This is a genomic window from Enterococcus raffinosus, assembly GCF_019175485.1.
In the GTDB taxonomy this organism is placed as follows: domain Bacteria; phylum Bacillota; class Bacilli; order Lactobacillales; family Enterococcaceae; genus Enterococcus_A; species Enterococcus_A raffinosus.
The window spans coordinates 2,915,238-2,938,302 of sequence record NZ_CP072888.1 but is presented as its reverse complement, the minus strand read 5'-3'; the positions used below and the strand labels follow the sequence as shown (position 1 = coordinate 2,938,302).

Sequence of the window (23,065 nt, the reverse complement as noted above, 5' to 3'; positions counted from 1 at the left end):
TCTCAACTTCTTTTTAGTTTGCCTTCAAACAAATATCTTGTCCTTGCTCCTGCAGGTGAGCAACATGCTGCTCGCCCCAGCTGCACAGACTATCCAGAATATCAGACAGGCTGCGGCCATAATCGCTTAATGAATATTCGACTTTCGGCGGCACCTGTTGATACACTTTCCGGTCAATAATATTATCTTCCTCTAACTCACGAAGCTGCTGCGTCAGCATTTTTTGGCTGATGCCAGTAATTCCTCGCTTCAAGTCGCTGGGACGCATCGGTCCATGGCGAAGGTTACAGAGAATAATGGGTTTCCATTTTCCGCCGATAACATCCATCGTCGCTTCGACACCGATCATATAGGAACGATTCTCCAAAAAAATTCCTCCTTAAAATGTTGATACCATCCAAAAGTTACTAAAAGGTATCTATAGTACAAAAAAGTGGGTACTTATCAAAAGATCATCAACAGTATATAGTATCTTCTCGTAGGTTACAAATACTTTTTTTGGAGGAACAAAATGGAAAAGAAACTCTCACCAAATTTAACATTACTGGCTCTCGCGATTAATGCCTTCGCGATCGGGTCAACGGAATTTATCAGCGTCGGGCTTTTGCCGATGATTGTTAAAAGCTTCAACGTCACACTCGCACAAGCAGGTTTGACTGTTTCATTGTACGCTTTAGGCGTTACGATCGGAGCCCCTTTATTGACCGTTTTAACAGGAAAATGGAACCGACGTAGTTTGATGATCGGCATTATGCTGCTGTTTATTAGCGGGAATCTGCTGGCGGCTTTTGCACCGACCTTCTTTATTTTATTGCTAGGCCGCATTTTGGCAGCCTTGGCTCACGGAATCTTTATGTCTGTTTCAACTGTGATTGCGGCCGACGTTGTTGAGCCTTCACGTCGTGCAAGTGCCATCGCCATCATGTTTACAGGGTTGACTGTGGCTACCGTGACGGGAGTACCGCTTGGAACCTTCATTGGTCAACAAACAACTTGGAACATGTCCTTTATCTTTATCGCTGTTGTTGGGTTGCTAGGACTAATCGCCAGCAGCTTCTTGGTTCCCCGTCATTTACCGACTCCAGGTAAAGTGGACTTGAAAGGCTTCACCCGAATTTTTACCAATAAACCATTGGTGATGTCTTTTTTGATTACCGCTTTCGGTTACGGTGGTACCTTTGCCGCATATACTTATCTGTCGCCGATTTTAACCGATTTTGGTTTTCCTGCCAGTGCCGTCGTGGTTATTTTGATCGTTTATGGCGTAATGGTCGCTATCGGGAATACTGTTGGCGGACATTTCGCGAATGAAAAGCCGTTGGCATCCTTGATCAAGATGTTCGGTCTTTTGATGGCGGCCCTCGTGTTCTTATTTGTGACCATCTTGATTGGAAACAGTATTCTAGGACTGCTGGCAGCGATGCTGTTAGGCTTATTTGCCTTCATGAACGTGCCAGGTCTGCAACTGTATGTTGTACAGCTAGCGGAAAAATACGTACCGCAGGACATTACTCTGGCTTCAGCGCTTAATATCGCCGCCTTCAACATCGGAATTACATTAGGATCAACAATCGGTGCACAAGTCACTGGTAAAATGTCTATTGCCTATACACCATTATTCGGGGGACTCATTGTTTTATTCGCCATCCTCTTGATTCTTCAAGTGAAAAAAAGCGAAGCCGCAGAAATGGTAAGAACAGGAACTGAATGTGAAGAATAGGAAAAAGCCGTGACAGAGTCCGTCACGGCTTTCCCGTTATTTGTTGTTCCAGATTTGAGCCAAAATATCCTTCAACACTAGAAAGGCGTCCTGATCATTGTAGCCATAATCCCTTTTCAAACGCTTCAGCATTTCTGTTAGCTGGGAAGCATACGTCTCTACATGGACAGTCTTTTGATAGGCTGCCAACACAGGGTATTTTTCAGACCAAACCGTTGTCCAGTCAATCTTCTGCTGCTTCTCTTCACTGGTTTTAGCGATGACTTCCTTGATATCGTTTAGGTCTGGATCGAATTCGATTAGTTCATCCAAAGAAACTTTGTATACGGCGGCTAATTTTTTCGATTGATTGATATCCGGCAGGGTTTCGTCGAGCTCCCATTTTGAAATGGTTTGTCTGCTAACGCCAAGTTTTTCGGCGACCTCTTCTTGAGACAATCCCTGCTTTTTACGTGCAGTGTAGAAATTGTTTCCTAATGTCATCTTCTATCCCTCCAACCTTGATAGGTTAAGTGTATCAGGATCTGACATGAAAGCTAGCGACGACAGAAGGAACTTTTGCCCTGTTTCTTACCATCAATCCAAAGCGGGCTTATTGCGAAAATGAACCAGACAAGCAGTAAAGACCGCCAGTAGTAAAGCTAATAGGACGAGTAAGGAAAGCTGGGAGCCGGTAACTGTTGCGGCGATAAAATCCGATTGGGATTGTTGAGCCAAGTTAATGATTGTTGCAACGATTGCTGTGGCAACGGCACCAGAGAATTGCTGCAGCGTATTAAACAGCGTATTGCCATCACCATATTCATCCTCTGACAGCAAGTTCATTCCTGTAGTCATTAAGTTGCTGTAAGAAAAACCGATACCGATCATGTAAAAGACGTGACCTGCGACGAATCCTAGCAGAAACGGTGAACGTAATAACAGTGTTAAGGCGATCCAACCGATCGTCGCAAAGCTCAAGCCTAATAAGATCGGTTTTTTCGGCCCAAAGCTGTCTAAGACACGTCCAGAGATTGGAGCTAAAATCGCGCCGACTGCGGCTCCAGGCATCATGACAAGCCCTGCGATAAAGGCATCTTTGCCTAAGACGATTTGAATGAAGTTTGGTAAAACGAAGGAAATCCCTAAAAGTAAAAACTGACAAACCAAAAAGCCGCACAAGAATAAAACAAAGACTTTATTTTTCAATACGGTAATACGCACTAGCGGATTTTTTCCGCGCGTTGCCTGACGATAGAAGATCACGAATCCGACAATGCCGATAGCTAGTGAAACAAGGCTTAGTAAGCTGCCGATTTGATTTAAGAACATTAATAGTCCGCTGAACAGCAACGCAACACCGATCAAGCTAACGACATCCAGCGCCCCAGTTTTCTTGACAGACATCTCTGGGATGGCATAAAGACCTATCACCAAAGAAATCGCGAGTACAGGTAATAAAAATAGAAAAATTGCATGCCAAGACAGGCTGGCAGTCATGATTCCGCCATAAGTGGGTCCAATCGCTGGAGCGATCGAAGTCGTTAATGTTCCAACCCCCATCATGGTGCCTCGTTTATGCATAGGAGTGAAATTCAAAATAATATGAAACATCAGCGGCAAAGCGATTCCTGTGCTAATCCCTTGGAGTAGCCGTCCGAGTAAAAGAATGCTATAAGAAGGAGACCATAAATCAATCACTAAACCCGCAATGAAGAACAGATTTGCGACAATAAATAACTTGCGAATCGAAAAATTTTTCAATAAATAATTGGAAAAGGGCACCATAATGGAAATCACTAGGAGATAAATCGTCGTGACCCACTGTACCATACCAGTCGAAATCCCAAACTGTGTTATCAGCGTAGGGAAGGTCACATTCATGGCGGTCTCAATCAAGACCCCAGCAAAGGACATAATTCCAGTGGCAAGGACAGCTAACAACAAATGGATTTTCTTTTCTTTCATGTAATAACCTCACTTTGTTTCGACAGATAACAGTGCTTTGAGTTTGTGCCGCCGGGTTCATATTGGCGTAGCGGAGCGGCATTCATTTTTCTAAAACTCAGAAAAATGAATGCTATTTTCGTCACGCGTACGATTCAACTAAACAACCTGTACTTGAACTAGCTAAGACAGTAAATCCCTCTCATCTTTTATCAACCTGCGAAAAGTTGAACTCGCAGCTACCTCAAGTCAAGGGACTTCATTTTTCTAAAACCCAGAAAAATGAATGCTATTTTCGCCACGCATACGATTCAACTAAACATCCTGTACTTAAACTAGTTGACACAGAAGAAACCGACCTCACACTTTTACTAACTGCGAAAAGTTGAACTCGCAAAAAAGGAGAGGTGGTTTCTAAATTAATAGAAACCGCCTCTCTCTCGACACGCCCTGCGTGTTATCTGTACGATTTATTCACAGAAAGCATTGTAAAGCTTTTTTTCGCCAAGGTCAAGCTTAGCGTTGGATAAGAAAGCTTAGAACAGCGAAGATAGCGATGTGTGCAGGGTAGAAAATATAGAAGAAATTCCGCATACTCCGCCCTTTTTCGCCGTTATAAAGAATGATTGGGATTGCCGCTAGGAACATCATCCATTGATAGTTAAAGGAGAAGGCGTATTGAATCCCGCCGCCAAAAACAAGTGTAATAACGGCGACAACGACTAGTGCAGCAACTTGTAGAAATTTCTTTCCGTGGAAAAGATAGAATAATACAGCGAGGGCCACTAGTAAAAAGCCACCCTCTGTCATCATGACTGTTGGAACGATTAGAGTGAATACTTGGAAAAACAACAGACCGATTTTTGAATCGAATAGGCTGCCGTTAGACAATAGCATCATCGCGAAAATGCTTAACAGGGTAGGTACAAGGAACCATACAAGGCCCTTCATAAATGTTTTCCTTTGTTTGAAATATTCACAGGCCTGCATGTAGACAGTCCCTAAGAATATGGTGCCAAAAATATTATTGATAACGATTGACCCACCGATAGAAAAGTAACGATTTAGGATGAAGTTAATGATCCCCATCAGCCAATAGCCAGCTAGCAATCGGAACATGTACTTTTTACGATTGCTCGTATGAATGAACCCCTCAGAACTTTCAAATAGAAACAGCGGAGCTGCAATTCGTCCGATCCAATGGAACCAGATGGGAACACCCAAAAAGAGAAAAAATTCTCCGATGTGATCAATGACCATGGTCACAACCCCTAAAACTTTCAACTGGAAACCAGTCATTCCTTTGTTCATAAAAAAACTCCTCTCTCTGAAAACCACGATACTGAATTTTTTTGTCAGCCACCATTTATTAAACGAACAATCGACTTACAAAAATGAGAGATGAAATGTCAGAAAATTCTATAAACTCATTGACAACTGATAAAACCTCCTTTATCATTACAACCATAAATTAATTTAATTGCCATTTAAATTTAATTTTTCTAAGGAGAATTTCTATGAACGCGACGACTACTGGACAAATGATCATTATTATTAGACTGAGGACTTGAAACTTGTTTTGAAAAAAACAGTTTGAGGTCCTGTTTGACATTTGTTGAGTGGGATTCTCCAGAGCATCCCACTAAGAAATTAGTGAGATGCTTTTTTATTTTAGTAATAGGCACCAAACAAAAAGGAGTGGAGAAAATGGAAAACAATGTAGAGAAGGTAAATTTTAAAGAAACAGCTATTTACACCGTTGAAACGGCAGAGGCACCAAAGGCAATTGGCCCTTATGTACAAGGAAAAGTGGTAAACGGTATGTTGTATGCTTCAGGTCAGATTGCATTGGACCCGACTAGCGGAGAAATGGTCGGTGAAACGATCGAGGATCAAACCTATCAGGTATTGCGAAACGTTGGCGGACTTTTAAAAGCAGTTGGAGCAGACTATGACCAAGTCGTAAAGACGACATGCTTCTTGAAGAATATGTCTGATTTTGTTGCCTTCAATCAAATTTATGAAAGCTTTTTTGATAATGAAAAACCAAGCCGCTCCTGTGTTGGAGTCGCTAATTTACCCAAAGATGCATTGGTTGAAGTTGAGATTGTAGCGGTGGTAGAATAATAATTTTCCAGTTTTTAAATACTTATTTAAGTCCTCTTTTTTTAAAAGGAGGACTTTTATTATGAAATAAAGAAGAGGTATGTTTGCTTTCTTCAAAAATAAATCAATTTTAGAAAACGCTTGCACAAGTAATTGATAGATGCTATTATCAAGGTGTTAACAGGTTAACGTGTTAAGTTTCAAGGAGGAATTAAATATGGCTATAGCAAAATATGAAGAAATAAAACAGGATATCGTGAAAAGAATACTTTCAAAAGAATTTCAACCAGGACAAAAGATTTCGAGCGAAGCAGAGCTGAAGAGTAAATACAATGTTAGTTCAACAACCGTAGTAAAAGCTTTGAATGAGCTTGTTTCAGAAGGGTATGTTTATAGAGTCCAAGGAAAAGGAACCTTTGTCACAAAGGCGCTTAGAGGAACAACAGTCCGTTATTTTGAAAATGATTATAAATATTTTGATCGCAGTGATGAGCGTACAGAAGTCATTTCTGTTAAAACAGAGTCTACTTCTGAGATTATTGGTGAATTTGAGGAGGGGATTGAGGTTCAAGAAATTACTCGTCTGAAATATGCTGGGGATATCCCAATTCAACTGACGACAACCTATATGGACTCAAATTATATTCAAGGTGCATCGAAGGAACAATTGAAATCAATCTATGATACGGTTCGCGAGAAGAAAAATATCAATCTATTCAACAATCAATTCGAAGAAAATTTCAAAATACTATCTCCTGTACCTAATGAGATAAAGAAATTACTTAAAATTTCTGGAGAAGCCCCAGTAGTGTTTATAACACAAAAAACATACTCAGCAGACAACAAATTAATTGAATTAATTCTTTCATATAAAAAGCATGACTACTTTGATATTACTGTGACTTCAGTATAGGAGGAAAAAATGATTATATTATGTGGACATGGCAAGTACGGTGAAGCAATCAAAAATAGTTTAGAGATGATCGCAGGAAAACAAGAAAATATGTACACTGTTGATTTTACCGAAGACATGTCTGTCAGCGATATTATCGAACAATACAATGAGCGAATCTCAGCTTCAACAGAACATGTATCGATTTACTGTGATATTCCTGGGGGAAGTCCCGCAAATGCGGCGCTATTAACTAAAAAGAAAAATGAAAAAGTACGAGTTTTTACAGGATTAAATTTATCTATGATGCTTAGTTTAGCAATGGGGGAAAGTATTTCGCAAAGTTTAGTCGATGCCAAAGAATCTATTAAAGAGCTTTAGAAATTGGAGGCGAAAAAAATGATTGTTAATGTTCGAATTGATGAACGTTTGATTCACGGGCAAGTGGCAACCATGTGGACGAATCACTTGAAAGCCACTCGAATTATGGTCGTTGATAACGAGGTTGTAAAAAATGAGATGGAAAAAGAGGTTCTTAAGATGGCAAAGCCCAACTCAGTAAAGCTGAGTATATTAACAACAAAAGGCGCTTCAATGCGAATAAATAATGGGCAATATGATGCTGAAAAAGTCTTTTTAATCGTTAAGAACCCCAAGACACTTGTTGAGTTAAAGGATAACGGTGTGGTATTAGAAGAAATAAATGTTGGGAATATGTCTGCGAAGAAAGGTTCTAAACAAATAGCGAAATCAATTGGTGTCACATCAACTGATATTGAAGCATTTAATTATTTAAATCAGAAAGGGGTAAATCTGGTAGCACAAATGGTTCCCAATGAAGAAAAAAGTGATTTCATGAAACTACTGAAGGAGGGGCATTAATATGGAATTAGCTACGTGGCAAATTGCAATCTTAATTATTTTTTCATTCTTTTGTATTTTAGACAATTTGACTCTGGTTATTGGTATGCAGTTTCCGGTAATCGTTGGCACGATTGCGGGGCTTATTGTGGGAGATGTCACTTTGGGATTGACGATCGGGGCTACTTTGCAATTGATGGTACTTGGGGTAGGAACTTATGGAGGCGCTTCCGTTCCTGATTTTACAACGGGTGCGATAGTTGGGACAGCTTTTGCACATATATCAGGGAAAGGAATTGAGTTTGCTTTAGCTATTGCCGTACCAGTTGGTCTGTTGATGGTTCAACTAGACGTGTTAGCTCGATTTGCAAATACCTTTTTCTTACACAGAATCGATAAGAACATCGAAGAGTTGAATACTAGGGGGATTGCTCGAAATACGGTGCTAGGAATGTTTCCGTGGGGATTATCCCGAGCTATTCCAGTTGGAATCATGCTTATCTTTGGGCAAAAGGTGGTAGACGTCATCGTAAATGATATGCCGGATTGGCTGATGGGCGGGTTGAAGGTAGCGGGGGGACTGCTTCCCGTAGTGGGAATAGCTGTTTTACTAAAATATCTTCCTACAAATAAATATATTGCCTATTTAATAGCGGGATTTTTCTGCGCGGCTTATTTGAAAGTACCGATGCTGGGAGTCGCAATGGTTGGATTGGCCTTAGCGATTAATCACTTTAATCGTAAGGTTGGGGAGGAAAAAAATCCAGAAATGAAACCTATTGCTGCTGCCGATGCCAGTTTAACTATAGGGGGCTACGAAGATGGAGAATATGAAGAATAGTACGATCACAAAAAAGGATCTTTTTCGCGCCAGTTATCGCTGGTTATTAGGAAGTCAAATCTGTTGGAATTATGAGCGGATGATGTCTACGGGTTATCTCTATACCATGTTGCCATTTTTAGAAAGGAAATACGGCGACAACAAGGATGAACTTAAAGAAATGCTAGAAACACACAATCAGTTCTTCAATTGTAATCCAATGATGGGGCATTTTATTGTTGGGATCGATCTGGCAATCGAGGAACAAGAAGGATTTGAATCCAGAGAAGTAATTACAGGGATCAAAACAGGGTTGATGGGACCATTTGCCGGAGTTGGAGACACGATATTTGGTGTATTAATTCCTACTGTTTTAGGTTCGATTGCGGCTTATATGGGGCAAAAAGGCAATGTGACCGGTGTGATCATCTGGTTGCTGGTTAATATTGCTGTCTGTATCGCCAGATTTACATTTCTTTCTTTCGGATACAAACAAGGTCTCAAACTAGTCAATGAATTCAGCGACAAACTGAATGCATTGACGGATGCGGCGATTTTGCTAGGGGTTACTGTAGTAGGAGCGCTGATTCCGACAGTTATTACAGCAAATGTGTCCTTTGTCTATAAATCCGGTGAGGTGACAATGAAGCTGCAAGAAATTTTGGATCAGATTATGCCTGCACTGATTCCAGCTTGTTTAGTAGGTTTGATCTATTGGTTACTAGGGAAAAAAGGGATGACTTCAACGAAAGCCATTCTACTAGTAATGGTGTTGTCGATTATCTTTTATAATCTTAAGATTTTAGGATAAAAAAGGGATGCTAGTTTTACTTAGTCTGTTTAATTTTCTGCGATTGCAGGTAAAAAATGATTACTAGAAAAAAGGGAGAATAGAAAATGACATTAGAATTTTTTGAAGAATGTAAACGAGTTACAAAAGTGCTTGAAGAGAATGAGAAAGAAAATATTTCGGAGGCTGCAAAAATTGTGGCGGAAGGGATTATGAAAGGCGGGATTACTCAAGCTTTCGGTAGTGGACATTCGTATGCTGCGGCAATTGAAATTAGCGGACGCGCTGGCGGTTTGATTACTTCGAAGACGATCATGGATCCGGCAGGAGGAATGTATGAGCAATGTGAAGGTGTAGGGAAAACGCTGATGCATAAGGTCATGGTTGATCCCAATGATGTCTTCTTTTTGATCTCAAATTCAGGAAGAAATCCGATGGCTATCGAAATTGCGGAAGAAATAAAAAAACGCGGGAATAAATTAATTGTCGTTACAGCATTAGATATCTCGAAAGCTTCGACTTCGCGTCATCCTAGCGGAAAACTGTTATTCGAGTTTGCGGATGTCGTGCTGGATAATCATTCTGGTTTCGGTGATGCTGCTTTAGAAATCGAAGGGTTAGACACAAAAGTTTGTGGAACCTCTTCCTTTGCGGCAACATTACTTTTGCAGCAAACAATGTTTGAAGCAATCAAAATCATGGTAGAAAAAGGCTTTGAGCCGCCTGTATACATGAGTGCGAATGTTGATGGCGGACATGAACGTAATTTAGCGATCGAAGACAAATATGCCGATCGAATCTTCCATATTTAAAAGCAGAGCCTTGAACTTGTCTTTTCAAGTTTAGGGCTTTTTTAGGATCCTGTATAAAAAACTGCAGCATAGGAGTATAAAGTGAAAACAGTCGCAGAAATCAGAAAAGAAACTTATTCGAAAAAATGGTCGCGTTATGGTGAGAAGGAGATCTTGCCCTTTTGGATTGCCGATATGGATTTCAAATCACCAGAGTTTTTATCCAAGTGTTTGCTTTCCAGAGTTCATAAGAATTATTTCGGATATACGGATATCCCCAAGGAAGTAAATCATCGGATCTGTGAATGGTACAAAAAGCGGTACGATTGTGTAGTAAAACCAGAAGAGATTCTTTTTTCGACAAGCGTTTTGCACAGCTATCGAGTCATCCTCGAAACTTGTTTATCAACAGGTGGAAAAATAGTAGTGCTCACACCAAGTTATCCACCGTTAATAACTATCGCAGAAAATATTGGCGTTGAGGTAGTTGAAATACCACTTCTGCATGTGGATAACAGTCATCAGATTGATTTTAATGAAGTTAGAAAAGTATTGAGTGAAGACCCGCAGATTGAAGCGCTTGTTTTGTGCAATCCTCACAATCCAGTGGGTCGTGTTTGGAATAATACTGAAATCGAGAGAGTTAATGAACTGGTGCAAGCCCGAGATTTATATCTGATTTCGGACGAGATTCATGGTGATCTTGTATTTAGTGACTATTCATTCAACTCAGTATTAAAAACAGACAAGGCTGTGGAAAAACTAATTGTGCTCTCTTCACCGGCGAAAACATTCAATGTCGCAGGTATTAAGGCATCCTACGTCATTATTAGAAATCAAAAGATAAAAACACGGCTAGCAGAAAGGTTTAAAATAAATGGTTTAAACGATTTAGATATATTTGCCATTGAGACACTAAATGGTTTATATGGAAATTTTGAAGATGCGCTTCTATGGTTGAAAAACCTGATTAACGTTTTAGAAGAAAACTATCACTATCTTGAAGGATTTTTTTCTGCCCTAGAGCGTGCGGAACTAATCAAATCTGAAGGCTCATACTTAGCTTGGATAAAAATTATAGATAGCCCGTGTGTAGATTCTAATGAAATAAGAATCGTTTTGAAAGAAAGATATGGCATTGATGTACATGAAGGAACGATTTTCAAAGAGGGTGATGGCCAGTATATTCGGATAAATTTCGGTTGTCCATTAGAATTTTTAATAAAAGGAATGGAGCGTTTTGCTGAAGCAATTACAGACAAAGCGATCTAGTGAACGGGAGAATGTAGAATGAGTAAGAAGATAATTAAAGAATTTTGCGCTGAAAATTTTGAAAGGATTCCTGAGGCTATTGCTTCAGGAGCTGGCAGGATCGAGCTGTGTGATAATCTCGCAGAAGGTGGAACGACACCTAGCTATGGTGTAATAAAAAAAACACTCGATTATACTAAAGGAGAAAAAGTTCCCACTATGGTCATGATCAGACCAAGAGGTGGGAACTTTGAATATAATAAAGCCGAAGCTGAAATTATGGAAGCTGATGTGATGATTTGTAAAGACTTAAAGGCAGATGGTATTGTTTTTGGTTGCTTGAAAAATAGTTGGTTAGATGAACCACTTATACTGCATTTAAAAGACCGAGCAGGAGATATGTCTGTTACTTTTCATATGGCTTTCGATGAGTTGAGCCGAGAAAATCAATTTCGAGCAATTGATTGGCTGGCAGAAAAAGGAGTTGATCGTATCTTAACTCACGGTGGAAGCGGCGAAAAGCCAATTTCTGAGACAGTTTCGCATTTATTAGAACTGATTTCATATGCAAATGATCGAATAGTTATTCTGCCAGGAGCAGGGATTCGATTTGATAATGTTGATCAATTACTAGCAACTCTAAATGTCTCAGAAGCACATGGAACACGTATCGTTTCTATTTAAATTAAATCCCCAAAAGAAAAATAAACACTAACGCAGCAACGGTTTGAACAGCCCCAACCGATAGTCCGAAAAGCAAAAAGCGTGGACCTTCTTTTAAGAATTTTCGGAAGTCTAGGCGCAGGCCGATGGCAGCTAAAGCAGTGGTTTCAAACCAAGTGCTGATAAAATGAGCGCCGTCACTGAAGACTGTTGGCAAGGTAAAGAAACTATTGATGATACAGAAAATTAAAAAGCAAGTGACATACCAGGGGATCGGGAATTTTTTCTTCGATCCTTTTGTTGTTACGAGATTGTCTCGCTGTGCTTTGCGTTCGAAAACAAAAACTACGACCACTAAAAAAATGATCCGGGTAATTTTGAAGAGCATCGCATATTTGACGGTTTCTGGATTCACCAAGCTTGCGCCGGCAACGACTTGTCCAACAGATTGAAGGGTTCCGCCGAGAAGTGCACTTTTGCTCAATAGGGCATCGCCAAACAAAGACATACCCAAAAATGGCAGGGTCAGCATCATTACTGTTCCCAGTAGATTTACCAGAGTGATGATCTGTCCTTTTTCTTCATCATTGGCTTCGATTGCAGGGGCAATTGCACCAATCGCTGAAGAGCCGCAGACCGCGTTTCCTCCAGCCATCATCATAGCCATTTTTTCATTGAATCCCAGCTTTCGGCCAATCCAATAGGCACCGCTGATGACAGTTGCCATAATCAATACAATGAAGAGCAGTCCCTTGATCCCCATTTCTCCAATCGTTTGGAAGGTCACGGTAAAGCCTAGCAGAACGACTGAATACTCCAACAAACGACTTTCTGAAAATTTGGTTCCGTCAGCTAGAACCGATTGTTTAAAGAAGGTATTTCCTAAAATGATCCCTAGAAGAATCGCTAAGGTGGCGCCTCCTAGTTTTGGTAAGAGCAAGGCCAATAGTTTCGCTAAGATCGCTACGCCAATGGATAGTCCCAAACCAGGCAGCACAGGTTTAGATTTAGTGTAAAAACGAGTAAACATATACAAATTCCTTTCTATCGTTAATTTTGAATTAAGGTTGTACAGGTAAAATAAATCGATGAGCGCTCTTTATTTTTAAGGTACCTTTTATGGAAAAACTCAGATGATTTTCATTTGACCAACAAATTATAACTGATATCTTTCATTATTATAATTTATTGATATAATACCTTAGATAGAAAAAGATAATGGAAGTGATTACGATATTTAAATGGCTCGAAACCTTCAAGGTAGTTTATGAAACGAAAAATTTCTCGAAGGCATCGGAAATTTTGTTTATTTCCCAACCAACCGTTTCCTCCCAAATCAAGCAGCTGGAAAACGAATTCGGTACGCAGCTATTCATCCGCAGCGGGCGGAAGGAAGTGCTGGTTACACCGCAGGCGGAAATTTTGTATGAACGAGTCGTTGATTTGATGGACGATTGGGACAATCTGTATCAGGCTGTCCAAACCAATCAACAGCAGATCGTTCGTTGTGTGATTGGCGCTTCTCACACGTTTGCCAATTATGTTTTGCCCGCACTTTTGATCCAACTGCATCAGCAGTTTCCGCAAATACGCTTTAGTGTTCAGATGATGAATTCTTTAGAAGTGCTGCAAGCATTAGAGCACCATGCTGTGGATATCGGATTTATTGAGAAGCCGTTGTCTGCGCCAACGATTAAGCGGTTTTCACTGATGGAAGATCAGCTAGTTTTGGCAGGCGATACGGAAAAAGGTCCTTGGCTAGTGAGGGAGAATACTTCCGGCGTTTATTATTACACGAAGCGGTTTTTAGAGGAAAAAGACATTAATGGTCCTACTATGGAAATTCAAAGCAATGAAGTGATCGTGAGTTTACTGAAGCAAGGCTTCGGCTGTTCATTAATCTCTGAAAGAGCGGCTGAAGGAATCAACCATCGAAGATTGGATGAGAGTTTCAAGCGTAATTTTTACCTCATTCGTCGCAAAGCCAGTGCCTCTGATGATATCGAAAAATGTGCCGAGTTTATTTGCGAGTGGAGTAAACAGTAAAAATAACAAAAAAGTAGCCACCCCGTTTTTATCGAAAAAGGGAATGGCTGCTTTTTGGCGATTAAGGTTTTACCGCGTGACTTAATTTGGTTAAATAGTGGACCACTTCTTCCAAACGCTGAAAATCAACGATGGTTAGATTGTCTTTAGGAGTATGCATAACCGCGTCCATTAATAAATACATGTTTGTAGACGCGACAGCGAGTGCGGGAATACCCGCTCCCGCAAAGAGCATATGATCGCCCATCGGCCAAGGTTCGACTTTTTCAACCGTTGGATAATCCGCGGTAAATTGATCCAACTGTGTGGTTAATGGTTCGGGACATTCATAAAGTGAATAGGAAATTGTACTATTCTGCATACCAGCCCCATCAATGTTCACAGCGAAGGCATAGTTTTCTGGCTGATTCAATGATTGTTCTAGGAAGGTCATTTCTCCTGGCATTGAATAGTAGTCTTCGCCGTTAAATAAAACAAATTCAAGTGGATGTTCTACAGGTGTTTGAAGCAATTCTTCAGCTAGTGTAAGCAGTAAAGCGACACCAGTTCCGTTATCTAACGCTCCTGGAGTGGTTGGCTTGGTGTCGATGTGGGCGGAATAGGCAAGCTTCTTTTTAGTCTCATTGGTTTCATGCTTTTTATAAGTAGCGATCACATTTGCGGCGACAGCGGCTCTTCGTTCCGTAAATAGTTTTAGTGTTGCGCTTTTTTTACTTAATAATGTCGATAAATAACAACCTTTGACTGTTCCACATGGAACATCGAAGTCGCCATCTTGAATGATCGGTACGGCGACCTCTTCAAGAAAGCTGACGGTAATGACCGCTAAAGGTTGCTTTTCTTCTAGTTCGCGAATGATGGCTTGATGCTCTTCAGGATTCCAAAAGGTCATACTTTTCGGCATAAGGGGTTCCTTACACAAAGCACCGTACATCACGCAAATCTTATCGGTTAACGCGGCGGCTTTCAATTCTTGAATTGTTTGGACGAAAACTAAGTCACCCTGTACATCGCAAGGCATCGCATATTCTGCTGCCTCCACTTCAACGCTTTGCCCATCTGCAATTAGTTCCGCCCCGCTATTTTGCCAATCCATACAAGAAAATTCCTGCAACCGCACTTCATACCCCAACGAGCGAAAGGTTTCCGCCGCATAATCAACCGCGGCTCTATTTCCCGCTGAGCCAGTTGCTCGCGGACCGATTTCTCCACACAATTTTTCCATATGACGTACCAATCTTTTTTTACTATTTTTCACTTTGCAACACTCCCTTTAGTTGATACCATAAGTATAGAAGAGCTAGGGGAGCATTTCTTGACCTTCCTTGTGATGTGCGTTCCACTTACGAATTTAATGGAGGATACCTATGGCGAATTTAGAACATGCGGCGGCAGTTACTCGGATGCAGACATATATAGAAGAAAATTTAGAGGAAGAGATTACCCTGCATGCGTTGGCCCAGCAAGCAGGGTATTCACCGTGGCATTGTGCCAAAATGTTTAAGGAGTATACCAACAAGTCGCCTTTTGAGTACATTCGAAAATTACGCTTATCGAAGGCAGCTTTAGTTTTACGGGATGAGCAGCTTCGGGTGATTGATGTTGCTTTGGATTTTGTTTTTGATTCCCATGAGGGCTTTACACGAGCCTTTCGCAAGCAATTCGGTGTAACCCCAAAAAGCTATCAGAAAATGACACCGCCAATTCCATTGTTCACTCCTTATCCGGTGGAAAGCTACTATTTGATGGGAGAAGAGCATGAGGATCTGCCGCCACTGTCGAAAAATTTACATGTTCGATTGATTGATTTTCCAGCGCGTAAGCTGATTTTACTGCGGGGGAAGAGGGCCGAAACCTACATTGACTACGCAAAAGAAGTCGGCTGTGATGTCTGGGGTGTTCTCGCGAGTATTAAAGAAGCCTTGTATGAACCTGTCGGCCTGTGGCTGCCAGAAAATCTCTGTCCATCAGGAACCTCTATGTATGCGCAGGGAGTCGAGGTTCCGGCTGATTATCAAGGAATTGTTCCAGAAGGCTTCGAAATGATAGACCTTCCCGCTTGCACCATGCTGCTATTTCAAGGGGATCCTTACGACGAAGCTCGCTTTGCCGAAGCAATCAATCTAGTAATGGAGCAGATCGATCAATACGATCCCAGCCTGAATAATTGTCAGTGGGCGGAAAAGGATGTCCCGCGTATCCAATTGGAACCCCAAGGCTATCGCGGATATATCGAAGCACGACCCGTACATTTTAATTGAAAAAGCAGCGCTTGCGAAATTTTCTAAAAAAAGTTCGCAAGCGTTTTAACGCTATTATATGAAGGGAAATTTCGACTGATTTTTTTGTCAACCGTTTCGTTGAAAAATCGGTCGAAGGTCTGAGGTGAAGGTTTCCCCGAGTGATATAATTAGCTCAATCACAAAGAACAAAAAAATCAGAAAAAGGTTGGGATAAAAATGAAAAGAAGAGGTTCAGGTATTATTGTTGGCATTGCCGTCATTGTTCTGGCAATCGGCGCTTATTTGATAACGACATATAACTCATTGGCTTCAGCGGAAAATCATGTGGATGCAAAATGGTCGCAGGTAGAAAATGTGATGCAGCGGCGGGCAGATTTGATTCCGAATCTAGTGAACAGTGTCCAAGGCAGCATGAATCATGAAGAAAAAATTGTTAAAGAAATTACTGATGCGCGTAAGGCATACAATAGCGCGAAGACACCGGCTGAAAAAAATGCCGCCAATGAGCAAATTGATCAAAGCTTAGGAACGATGGTAAATGTAATTCAGGAAAACTATCCAACCTTGGCTTCGAATGAAAATGTCAAAACGTTGATGGTGCAGCTGGAAGGAACAGAGAACCGGATTTCAGTTGAACGAAAAAATTACATTGAAGAGGTCAATGACTACAATCAAAGTCTCGTTCGCTTCCCGAAAAACATGGCAGCGAAGGTCTTAGGCTTTGATAAGAAGGCGAACTTTAAAGCTGACGAAAAAGCCAAAGAAGTACCAAATGTCAGCTTTGATTAAGAATGGGTGAGGAAAAATGAAAAGGGTAGAGCGTACTTCAGGGAAACAGCTCCATAAAGAAGTCGTTGGCAATTATCGCAAGGTACGCAAACGTAATGGGGTCTTTTCCATTATTTTAGTACTGGTGATGCTGCTTAGCGGATTTGGTTTCGTCAATCTTTTTGCAAGCAATGGGTATAGCGAGAAGAAGGAAGCCTATGATCAGCAGCTGACGACCTTGGAGCAAGATCGAGAAGACATTTTGTCTGGTAAAAAAGTCACGGTTAATCAATCCTTCAAAGCAACGCTGGATGACAATTTAGCGAATTTGAAGGAATATCCTAAAACGGCCAATAATTATGATGTGGCAATTGAAGGAACAGATGGACGTTTGACCATCAACAAGAACAATATCTTTGTTTCTGACAATGCCAACATGCTGAGTCAGGAGACAAAGGAAAAGATTTATCAATTGAACAAGCAATTAGCCGCAAGTACAAATGGGGCACAGTTGGAAGTAGTCACAGTACCAGAATTACCACGGGGAGAAGATATCGAGTCGTATGCCAATACGATCTTCAATCAGTTAGGGATCGGGAATAAAAAAGAAAACAACGGTGTGTTGTATTTGATCGCTTTGGATGAACGAGAATTTCGTTTAGAAGTCGGCTATGGCTTAGAAGGGCTGATCCCTGATGGCAAAGCGGACGATATTATCAACGATGACGATGTGGTAGACGCCTTTAAAGACGAAAACTATGATCAGGGTGTTAACCAAGTCTTGGACGAAGTTTTCGCCATCATGAATACAAAGACGGCTTTAGTAGATTCTCAGATCAAGAATGTTAAGAGTCAACGGACGCAGCTGATGTTCTTCCATTGGACAGGGCTAGTCGTCTTAGGTCTGCTTCTTTTTGTCAGTCTGTTACTCGTCGTTAATCTGATACGGGCGCGCATTTTCTTAAAAGAAAACTACAAGAAGTACCAATCGGAGACCGCATCGGTCACAGGTGAGACAGAATTGAAACGGACAGTCAAACACACAGAGCTTTATCAAATTCTCCTCAGCGGATTAGTGATCGGGATGTCTGTAGGCGGCGTCAAGCGTGCGATTATCCAAGGCAGATTGCTGCGCAATCCTGCCGCTGAAAAGAAAATGTTCGGTCGTATTTTGATCGGGGATACCTTATATTCAGGCAACGGCGATGTTTTAACGACCGCTTATCTGGCCTCGAACTACAATTCCAATAACTGGTCAGATAATGACAGCGGCTCTGGCGGCGGCTCTTCTTGGGGCTCCTTCGGCGGTGGGTCATCCGGTGGCGGCGGCGCTTCAGGCGGCTGGTAATAAAATAGCTAGGAAACGAGCATGGGACGATTTTTGTCTCATGCTTTTTTAAATGGACCGCAAACGATAAAATTTGTGAACGATTCGAATATTTACTCCTTCTTGAAGTCTTCCTGATTATAATGAATAGGAAGACTTTTATTTTTTGTCCGTTGCAACGGTCAAAAACGAGTGAAGCGTTTTCTTTTCGACGGGTTATGATAAAAACAAGAAGGGGAGGTTGATAGCCGTGGGAGCAAAGAAAAATCGTGAACAAAGGCTGTTACTACTTCTAACGAAACGACATGACTATATTACGTCCGATGAATTGGCGGAGTACCTAGGAACTTCGCAAAAAACGATTTATCGCCTAATAAAAAAAATCAATGAAACACATGGCGAAGGACTGATCCAGTCAGAAAAGGGGCGAGGCTACAAATTAGATTATGAAAAATACATCAGTCAAACGACGATTCAAACAAGCCAGCGCAGTCAATATTCACCACAGGAGCGCAGGAATCGAGTAACGGAGGAATTATTGCTTTCATCACCAAATGCCAAAAATGTTTATGATCTATTCGAAGATTATTATGTTGGGGAGTCCGTTATCTTTAGCGATGAACAGCTGATCGCGGAACATCTGCAGCGTTACGAACTGAAATTAGAACGGAAACAACGGACATTAGCAGTTTTAGGAAAAGAGGCCAATATTCGTCGTGCGATCGCTGATTTGATTCAGATGCACAACATTATTGAGATCGATGAGCTGAAAAATAATTCAGAATTGAACTTCAATAATTACGACGTATTGTTTATTTTAGACCAGCTGAAGCTAATCGAAAAGCAATTGCAGATGACGATCCCGTATCCATACAACGTAAATATTTTTTCTCATTTATACATTTTGATCAGTCGTTTGCGGAAGGTTCGTAAGCTGCCAAATGAAGAAATGAGTCCGCTTTCTAAAAAGGAGCAGGAACGTTTGGAGCAGGACGCGGCATTTTATCAAGTCGCAAAGGCAGCCATTGAAAATGTTGAGAATTATTTACAAAGCGAGCTGCCTGAGTCAGAAATCTACTATCTGTACCAATACCTCTCCTCTTCACGAATGCAGGGGAGCTTGAGTAAGGTAACCAAGTTTTCTTCGAAGGTCGTAGAGATTACCAATATGTATTTAAACGGGATGAGTCAGCGATTAAATATCCCCATTAAGGGTGAGTCCATTTTCTTAGACCTGGCGAATCACATCAAGCCGATGATCAATCGTTTAGAGCATGGGATTCACGTGAAGAATAGCTTATTAGATCAAATAAAGATGACCTATGAAACGATTTTTAAGGATGTGGCGGATGTTTCTGATGAAGTCAGTCAGCGCTTTGCCTTCCCAAAAATCAATGAAGACGAAAATGGCTTTATTACTTTATATTTCGCCCGAATTATTGAAACGAATCAACTGCCGATCCGCACCATCATCATGTGTACGACAGGGGTTGGGACTTCTGAGCTTTTACGGGTGAAGATCGAGAAGAAATTCCCTGAATTAGAGATTGTGGACGTGATCGCTTCACGGGACGCGAAGCATTTTACAGAAAAATATCCAGGAATTGATTTGATTTTAACAACCATCAGTGTCAGTGATACGATTCCCGTTCCATCCTTATTGGTGAGCGCGATGTTCACACGAGACGATCAAAACCGACTACAAAAGAAAATCGAGGCAATCTATGATGAACGATAATTTTTTCCAAGTCTTCTTGGATCAGCCATTTATAGACAAAGAATCGATTCAACGTTTTATCGCAGAGTTTGCGAATGAAGCGGAAGCGGAGGAACTTATCGCTTTATTGAAGCAGCGTGAAAAGGTCGGCAACACCATGATCGCAGAGCATGTGATTTTGCCTCATCTAGAAAGTCCAAAGATCAAACAAAGCCAAGTTTTGCTGATCCGTTTAGCAGATCCGCTTGATTTTGATGAGAAAACACCAGAAGTAAAACTGATTATCGCGATTCTCTTGAAGAGCGATGAGAGCCAAGAAATAAAGAAACAAATCGCGCAATTCACGCGCCGATTAGCAGACGATGAATTTTTAGAGAAATTACTCATTGCTGAAAATGAAGCCCATTTTTATCAGCTATTAGCAGAAAACAACTAGGAGGAACCATTATGAAAATCGTTGGAGTAGCCGCATGTACCGTGGGAATTGCCCATACCTACATCGCGCAAGAAAAATTAGAAAACGCCGCAAAAAAAGCGGGTTGCGAAATGAAAGTAGAAACACAAGGAACAATTGGGATTGAAAATGCCTTGACTCAAGAAGAGATCGATCAAGCAGACATCGTGATCTTAGCCGTGGATGTAAAAATTTCAGGTCGAGAACGTTTCGATGGCAAGCGCATCATCCAAGTACCAACAGAGGTTGCGGTGAAATCACCAAACAAATTGATTGAAAAAGCCCAAGAGGTTGTTGCTCAGAAGGTTTAGGAGGAATTGACATGGAAGTAAAGGACATCGTGGATTTAGACATTGTCAAAACCAATATGACCGCCAAAACGAAGGACGACGCGTTGAATGATTTGGCGAATCAGCTATTGGAAAATGGCTATATTTCAGAAGTAGACGGGTTCATCAAAGACATTTATGCCCGCGAAGCAGAAGGTCAAACAGGCATCGGAAATTACATCGCTATTCCTCACGGAAAAAGCTCTTACGTAAATAAAGTAGGTGTAGCGATCGGCATTAATCAGGAAGAAATTCCTTGGGAAAGTCTAGATGGCAAAGGCGTGAAGGGAATCATTCTATTCGCCGTGGGAAATGACAACGATGGGGCAACCAATCATTTGAAATTATTGTCCCTATTTGCCAGAAAACTTGGAAATGATGAAGTCGTTGGCAATCTGTTGCAGGCGAAAAAGCCAGAAGATGTTGTTGAAGCATTCGCTTAGTTAAATGGAGGAAGAGAAATGAAAAAAATTAAAGAATTAAATCTAAAAGGGCACTTATTGACGGCGATCTCGTACTTGATTCCGATCGTCTGTGGCGCCGGGTTCTTGATCGCTATCGGGATGGCCTTTGGCGGCTCTAGTCAAGATGCTTTGGTACAAGGGAAATTTACGATCTGGGATGCGTTAGCTACGATGGGTGGTAAAGGCTTAGGGCTGTTACCGGTTGTTATCGCGACTGGAATTTCATATTCAATCGGTGGAAAACCAGGGATCGCCCCCGGCTTCATTATTGGATTGACAGCAAACGCGATCGGCGCCGGGTTTATCGGCGGGATTTTAGGTGGTTACTTAGCAGGTTACTTAGTATTAGCAATTTTAAAATATGTCAAATTACCGAATTGGGCGAAGGGTCTAATGCCAACCTTGATTATTCCATTCTTAACATCGATTATCGGCGGCTTGATCATGGTGTATATCATAGGCGCACCGATTGCAGCATTGACTGCGTTACTGACAAACTTCCTAGACGGATTAGGCAATTCATCCTTGCTAGTCTTTGGTGGTGTGATTGGACTATTGAGTGGTGTCGACTACGGCGGTCCTATCAACAAAACAGTTTTCGCTTTTGTATTAACGATGCAGGCAGAAGGTTTAAATGGACCAATTACCGCCTTACAGTTAGTAAATACCGCGACACCAATTGGGTTTGGTTTAGCCTTCTTTATCGCGAAATTATTTGGTAAAAACATTTACACGAAGCTAGAAGTGGAAACATTGAAATCAGCGGTACCAATGGGGGTCATCAATATTGTTGAAGGAGTTATCCCATTGGTTATGAACGATATTGTTCGTGGGGTTGTAGCTACAGCCATTGGTGGCTTTGCCGGTGGAGCGACAACGATGCTTCTAGGCGCAGATGCAACGGTTCCTTTTGGCGGAGTATTGATGATTCCTACCATGTCACGACCATGGGCAGGTGTAATTGCTATCTTAGTCAATGTAGTAGTAACCGCTGTTGTGTTGGCAGTGATTAAGAAAAACGTCACGGAAGAAGACGCAGCGATGCAAGTTGAAAAAGAAGAAGACGATATTAATTTGGAAGACATTCAAATCTTCTAATCCAGAAAGAGTGACGACACATGAAAAAAGTAGAATTCTCTCCATCATTAATGACGATGGATTTAGACAAGTTCAAGGAACAGATTACCTTTTTAAACGACCATGTAGATTCTTATCATATTGATATTATGGATGGCCATTATGTACCTAACATTACCTTATCCCCATGGTTTATCGAGGAATTAAGAAAAATCACTACACTGCCGATGTCGGCCCATTTGATGGTGACCGATCCAAGCTTTTGGGTGCAGCAATTAGTGGATATGCAATGCGAATGGATCTGCATGCACGCAGAGGTATTAGATGGCTTGGCATTCAGATTAATCGACCAGATTCATGATGCCGGCTTGAAGGCAGGGATCGTCTTGAATCCTGAAACACCGATTGAAACAATCTTCCCTTATATTGAATTGGTTGATAAAATCACGATCATGACGATTGACCCAGGCTTCGCTGGGCAGCGTTTCATCGAGAGCACCTTAGATAAAATCGTGGCTTTACGTGAACTGCGAGAAGAAAAAGGTTACGGCTATGTGATTGAGATGGATGGTTCTTCTAACCGTAAATCCTTTAAACGAATTGATGCAGCCGGTCCGGATATTTATATCGTAGGTCGCAGCGGATTATTCGGTTTAGATGAAGACATTGCCAAGGCATGGGATATTATGGTGACGGACTATGAAGAAATGACTGGTAAGAAGCTGACTTATGTAGCAGCAAAATAATTTGGAAAACTTGGGGTCATTCGGCTCCAAGTTTTTTTAATGATTAAGTTACAGAAAAATCCAATGAATAAAAC

Annotated in this window: 26 protein-coding genes; 20 read left to right on the top strand and 6 right to left on the bottom strand. The window is 41.2% G+C overall.

Features of this window, described 5'->3' with window-relative positions; all coding sequences use genetic code 11:
- Positions 1-13: 13 nt before the first annotated feature.
- On the bottom strand, positions 14-367 hold the full coding sequence (locus J9537_RS14350; RefSeq protein WP_010745062.1) for a winged helix-turn-helix transcriptional regulator: 354 nt from the start codon (positions 365-367) through the stop codon (positions 14-16).
- Positions 368-511: 144 nt separating this feature from the next.
- On the opposite strand from J9537_RS14350, the gene J9537_RS14345 reads away from it, so the two are divergent.
- Positions 512-1,720, top strand: a complete 1,209-nt coding sequence (locus J9537_RS14345) for an MFS transporter (protein WP_218256211.1) — start codon at positions 512-514, stop codon at positions 1,718-1,720.
- A gap of 36 nt (positions 1,721-1,756) precedes the next feature.
- On the opposite strand, the gene J9537_RS14340 is transcribed toward J9537_RS14345, so the two are convergent.
- From J9537_RS14340 to J9537_RS14330, 3 genes are all read right to left on the bottom strand, one after another.
- Complete coding sequence (locus tag J9537_RS14340) at positions 1,757-2,203, bottom strand: helix-turn-helix transcriptional regulator (protein ID WP_218256210.1); 447 nt, start codon at positions 2,201-2,203, stop codon at positions 1,757-1,759.
- Between the two features lie 93 nt (positions 2,204-2,296).
- A complete protein-coding gene (locus J9537_RS14335) occupies positions 2,297-3,667 on the bottom strand; it encodes an MFS transporter (RefSeq protein WP_218256209.1) in 1,371 nt (456 codons plus the stop codon).
- 495 nt (positions 3,668-4,162) lie between these two features.
- Positions 4,163-4,957, bottom strand: a complete 795-nt coding sequence (locus tag J9537_RS14330; RefSeq protein WP_218256208.1) for a TraX family protein — start codon at positions 4,955-4,957, stop codon at positions 4,163-4,165.
- Between the two features lie 396 nt (positions 4,958-5,353).
- Between J9537_RS14330 and J9537_RS14325 the strand changes: the two genes are divergently transcribed.
- From J9537_RS14325 to J9537_RS14290, 9 genes are all read left to right on the top strand, one after another.
- Positions 5,354-5,773 (top strand): Rid family detoxifying hydrolase, encoded by a 420-nt coding sequence (locus J9537_RS14325; RefSeq protein WP_010745067.1) that lies wholly within the window; start codon positions 5,354-5,356, stop codon positions 5,771-5,773.
- A 196-nt stretch (positions 5,774-5,969) separates the two neighbouring features.
- Positions 5,970-6,665, top strand: coding sequence for a GntR family transcriptional regulator (locus tag J9537_RS14320; protein WP_010745068.1), 696 nt, complete (start codon positions 5,970-5,972; stop codon positions 6,663-6,665).
- 9 nt (positions 6,666-6,674) lie between these two features.
- Positions 6,675-7,025, top strand: a complete 351-nt coding sequence (locus J9537_RS20650; protein WP_245001259.1) for a PTS sugar transporter subunit IIA — start codon at positions 6,675-6,677, stop codon at positions 7,023-7,025.
- A gap of 18 nt (positions 7,026-7,043) precedes the next feature.
- Positions 7,044-7,526 (top strand): PTS sugar transporter subunit IIB, encoded by a 483-nt coding sequence (locus tag J9537_RS20645; protein ID WP_245001258.1) that lies wholly within the window; start codon positions 7,044-7,046, stop codon positions 7,524-7,526.
- 1 nt (position 7,527) lies between these two features.
- A complete protein-coding gene (locus tag J9537_RS14310; protein ID WP_218256207.1) occupies positions 7,528-8,346 on the top strand; it encodes a PTS mannose/fructose/sorbose/N-acetylgalactosamine transporter subunit IIC in 819 nt (272 codons plus the stop codon).
- Positions 8,327-9,136 carry a PTS system mannose/fructose/sorbose family transporter subunit IID gene (locus J9537_RS14305; RefSeq protein WP_218256206.1) on the top strand — a complete coding sequence of 270 codons (810 nt, stop codon included), beginning with the start codon at positions 8,327-8,329 and terminating at the stop codon, positions 9,134-9,136. The genes J9537_RS14310 and J9537_RS14305 overlap by 20 nt, the downstream gene beginning before the upstream one ends.
- 86 nt (positions 9,137-9,222) lie before the next feature.
- The gene (locus J9537_RS14300; RefSeq protein WP_218256205.1) at positions 9,223-9,927 is read left to right on the top strand and encodes an SIS domain-containing protein; all 705 of its coding nucleotides are present in this window, start codon (positions 9,223-9,225) and stop codon (positions 9,925-9,927) included.
- A gap of 81 nt (positions 9,928-10,008) precedes the next feature.
- On the top strand, positions 10,009-11,178 hold the full coding sequence (locus J9537_RS14295; protein WP_218256204.1) for a MalY/PatB family protein: 1,170 nt from the start codon (positions 10,009-10,011) through the stop codon (positions 11,176-11,178).
- Positions 11,179-11,208: 30 nt separating this feature from the next.
- Positions 11,209-11,841, top strand: a complete 633-nt coding sequence (locus tag J9537_RS14290; protein WP_218257367.1) for a copper homeostasis protein CutC — start codon at positions 11,209-11,211, stop codon at positions 11,839-11,841.
- A gap of 1 nt (position 11,842) precedes the next feature.
- Here J9537_RS14290 and J9537_RS14285 read toward each other — a convergent pair whose 3' ends face one another.
- Positions 11,843-12,850, bottom strand: coding sequence for a YeiH family protein (locus tag J9537_RS14285; RefSeq protein ID WP_218256203.1), 1,008 nt, complete (start codon positions 12,848-12,850; stop codon positions 11,843-11,845).
- 188 nt (positions 12,851-13,038) lie between these two features.
- Between J9537_RS14285 and J9537_RS14280 the strand changes: the two genes are divergently transcribed.
- The gene (locus J9537_RS14280; RefSeq protein ID WP_218256202.1) at positions 13,039-13,866 is read left to right on the top strand and encodes a LysR family transcriptional regulator; all 828 of its coding nucleotides are present in this window, start codon (positions 13,039-13,041) and stop codon (positions 13,864-13,866) included.
- 61 nt (positions 13,867-13,927) lie between these two features.
- On the opposite strand, the gene J9537_RS14275 is transcribed toward J9537_RS14280, so the two are convergent.
- Positions 13,928-15,124 (bottom strand): M28 family peptidase, encoded by a 1,197-nt coding sequence (locus J9537_RS14275; protein ID WP_218256201.1) that lies wholly within the window; start codon positions 15,122-15,124, stop codon positions 13,928-13,930.
- Positions 15,125-15,233: 109 nt separating this feature from the next.
- Between J9537_RS14275 and J9537_RS14270 the strand changes: the two genes are divergently transcribed.
- The 9 genes from J9537_RS14270 to alsE all read left to right on the top strand — a co-directional run bounded on the left by J9537_RS14270 (position 15,234) and on the right by alsE (position 22,991).
- Entirely contained in the window at positions 15,234-16,127 is an 894-nt protein-coding gene (locus tag J9537_RS14270) for an AraC family transcriptional regulator (protein ID WP_218256200.1), read from the top strand.
- A gap of 198 nt (positions 16,128-16,325) precedes the next feature.
- Positions 16,326-16,898 carry a LemA family protein gene (locus tag J9537_RS14265; protein WP_218256199.1) on the top strand — a complete coding sequence of 191 codons (573 nt, stop codon included), beginning with the start codon at positions 16,326-16,328 and terminating at the stop codon, positions 16,896-16,898.
- 16 nt (positions 16,899-16,914) lie between these two features.
- On the top strand, positions 16,915-18,225 hold the full coding sequence (locus J9537_RS14260; protein ID WP_218256198.1) for a TPM domain-containing protein: 1,311 nt from the start codon (positions 16,915-16,917) through the stop codon (positions 18,223-18,225).
- A gap of 229 nt (positions 18,226-18,454) precedes the next feature.
- Positions 18,455-19,942 (top strand): BglG family transcription antiterminator, encoded by a 1,488-nt coding sequence (locus J9537_RS14255; RefSeq protein ID WP_218256197.1) that lies wholly within the window; start codon positions 18,455-18,457, stop codon positions 19,940-19,942.
- Positions 19,929-20,357 (top strand): PTS sugar transporter subunit IIA, encoded by a 429-nt coding sequence (locus tag J9537_RS14250; RefSeq protein ID WP_218256196.1) that lies wholly within the window; start codon positions 19,929-19,931, stop codon positions 20,355-20,357. The genes J9537_RS14255 and J9537_RS14250 overlap by 14 nt, the downstream gene beginning before the upstream one ends.
- Before the next feature lie 11 nt (positions 20,358-20,368).
- The gene (locus tag J9537_RS14245; RefSeq protein WP_218256195.1) at positions 20,369-20,686 is read left to right on the top strand and encodes a PTS fructose transporter subunit IIB; all 318 of its coding nucleotides are present in this window, start codon (positions 20,369-20,371) and stop codon (positions 20,684-20,686) included.
- 11 nt (positions 20,687-20,697) lie between these two features.
- Positions 20,698-21,147, top strand: coding sequence for a PTS sugar transporter subunit IIA (locus J9537_RS14240; RefSeq protein ID WP_218256194.1), 450 nt, complete (start codon positions 20,698-20,700; stop codon positions 21,145-21,147).
- 18 nt (positions 21,148-21,165) lie between these two features.
- Positions 21,166-22,266 (top strand): PTS fructose transporter subunit IIC, encoded by a 1,101-nt coding sequence (locus tag J9537_RS14235; RefSeq protein WP_218256193.1) that lies wholly within the window; start codon positions 21,166-21,168, stop codon positions 22,264-22,266.
- Between the two features lie 20 nt (positions 22,267-22,286).
- Positions 22,287-22,991, top strand: coding sequence for a D-allulose 6-phosphate 3-epimerase (gene alsE / locus J9537_RS14230; RefSeq protein ID WP_218256192.1), 705 nt, complete (start codon positions 22,287-22,289; stop codon positions 22,989-22,991).
- The last annotated feature ends 74 nt before the right edge of the window (positions 22,992-23,065 follow it).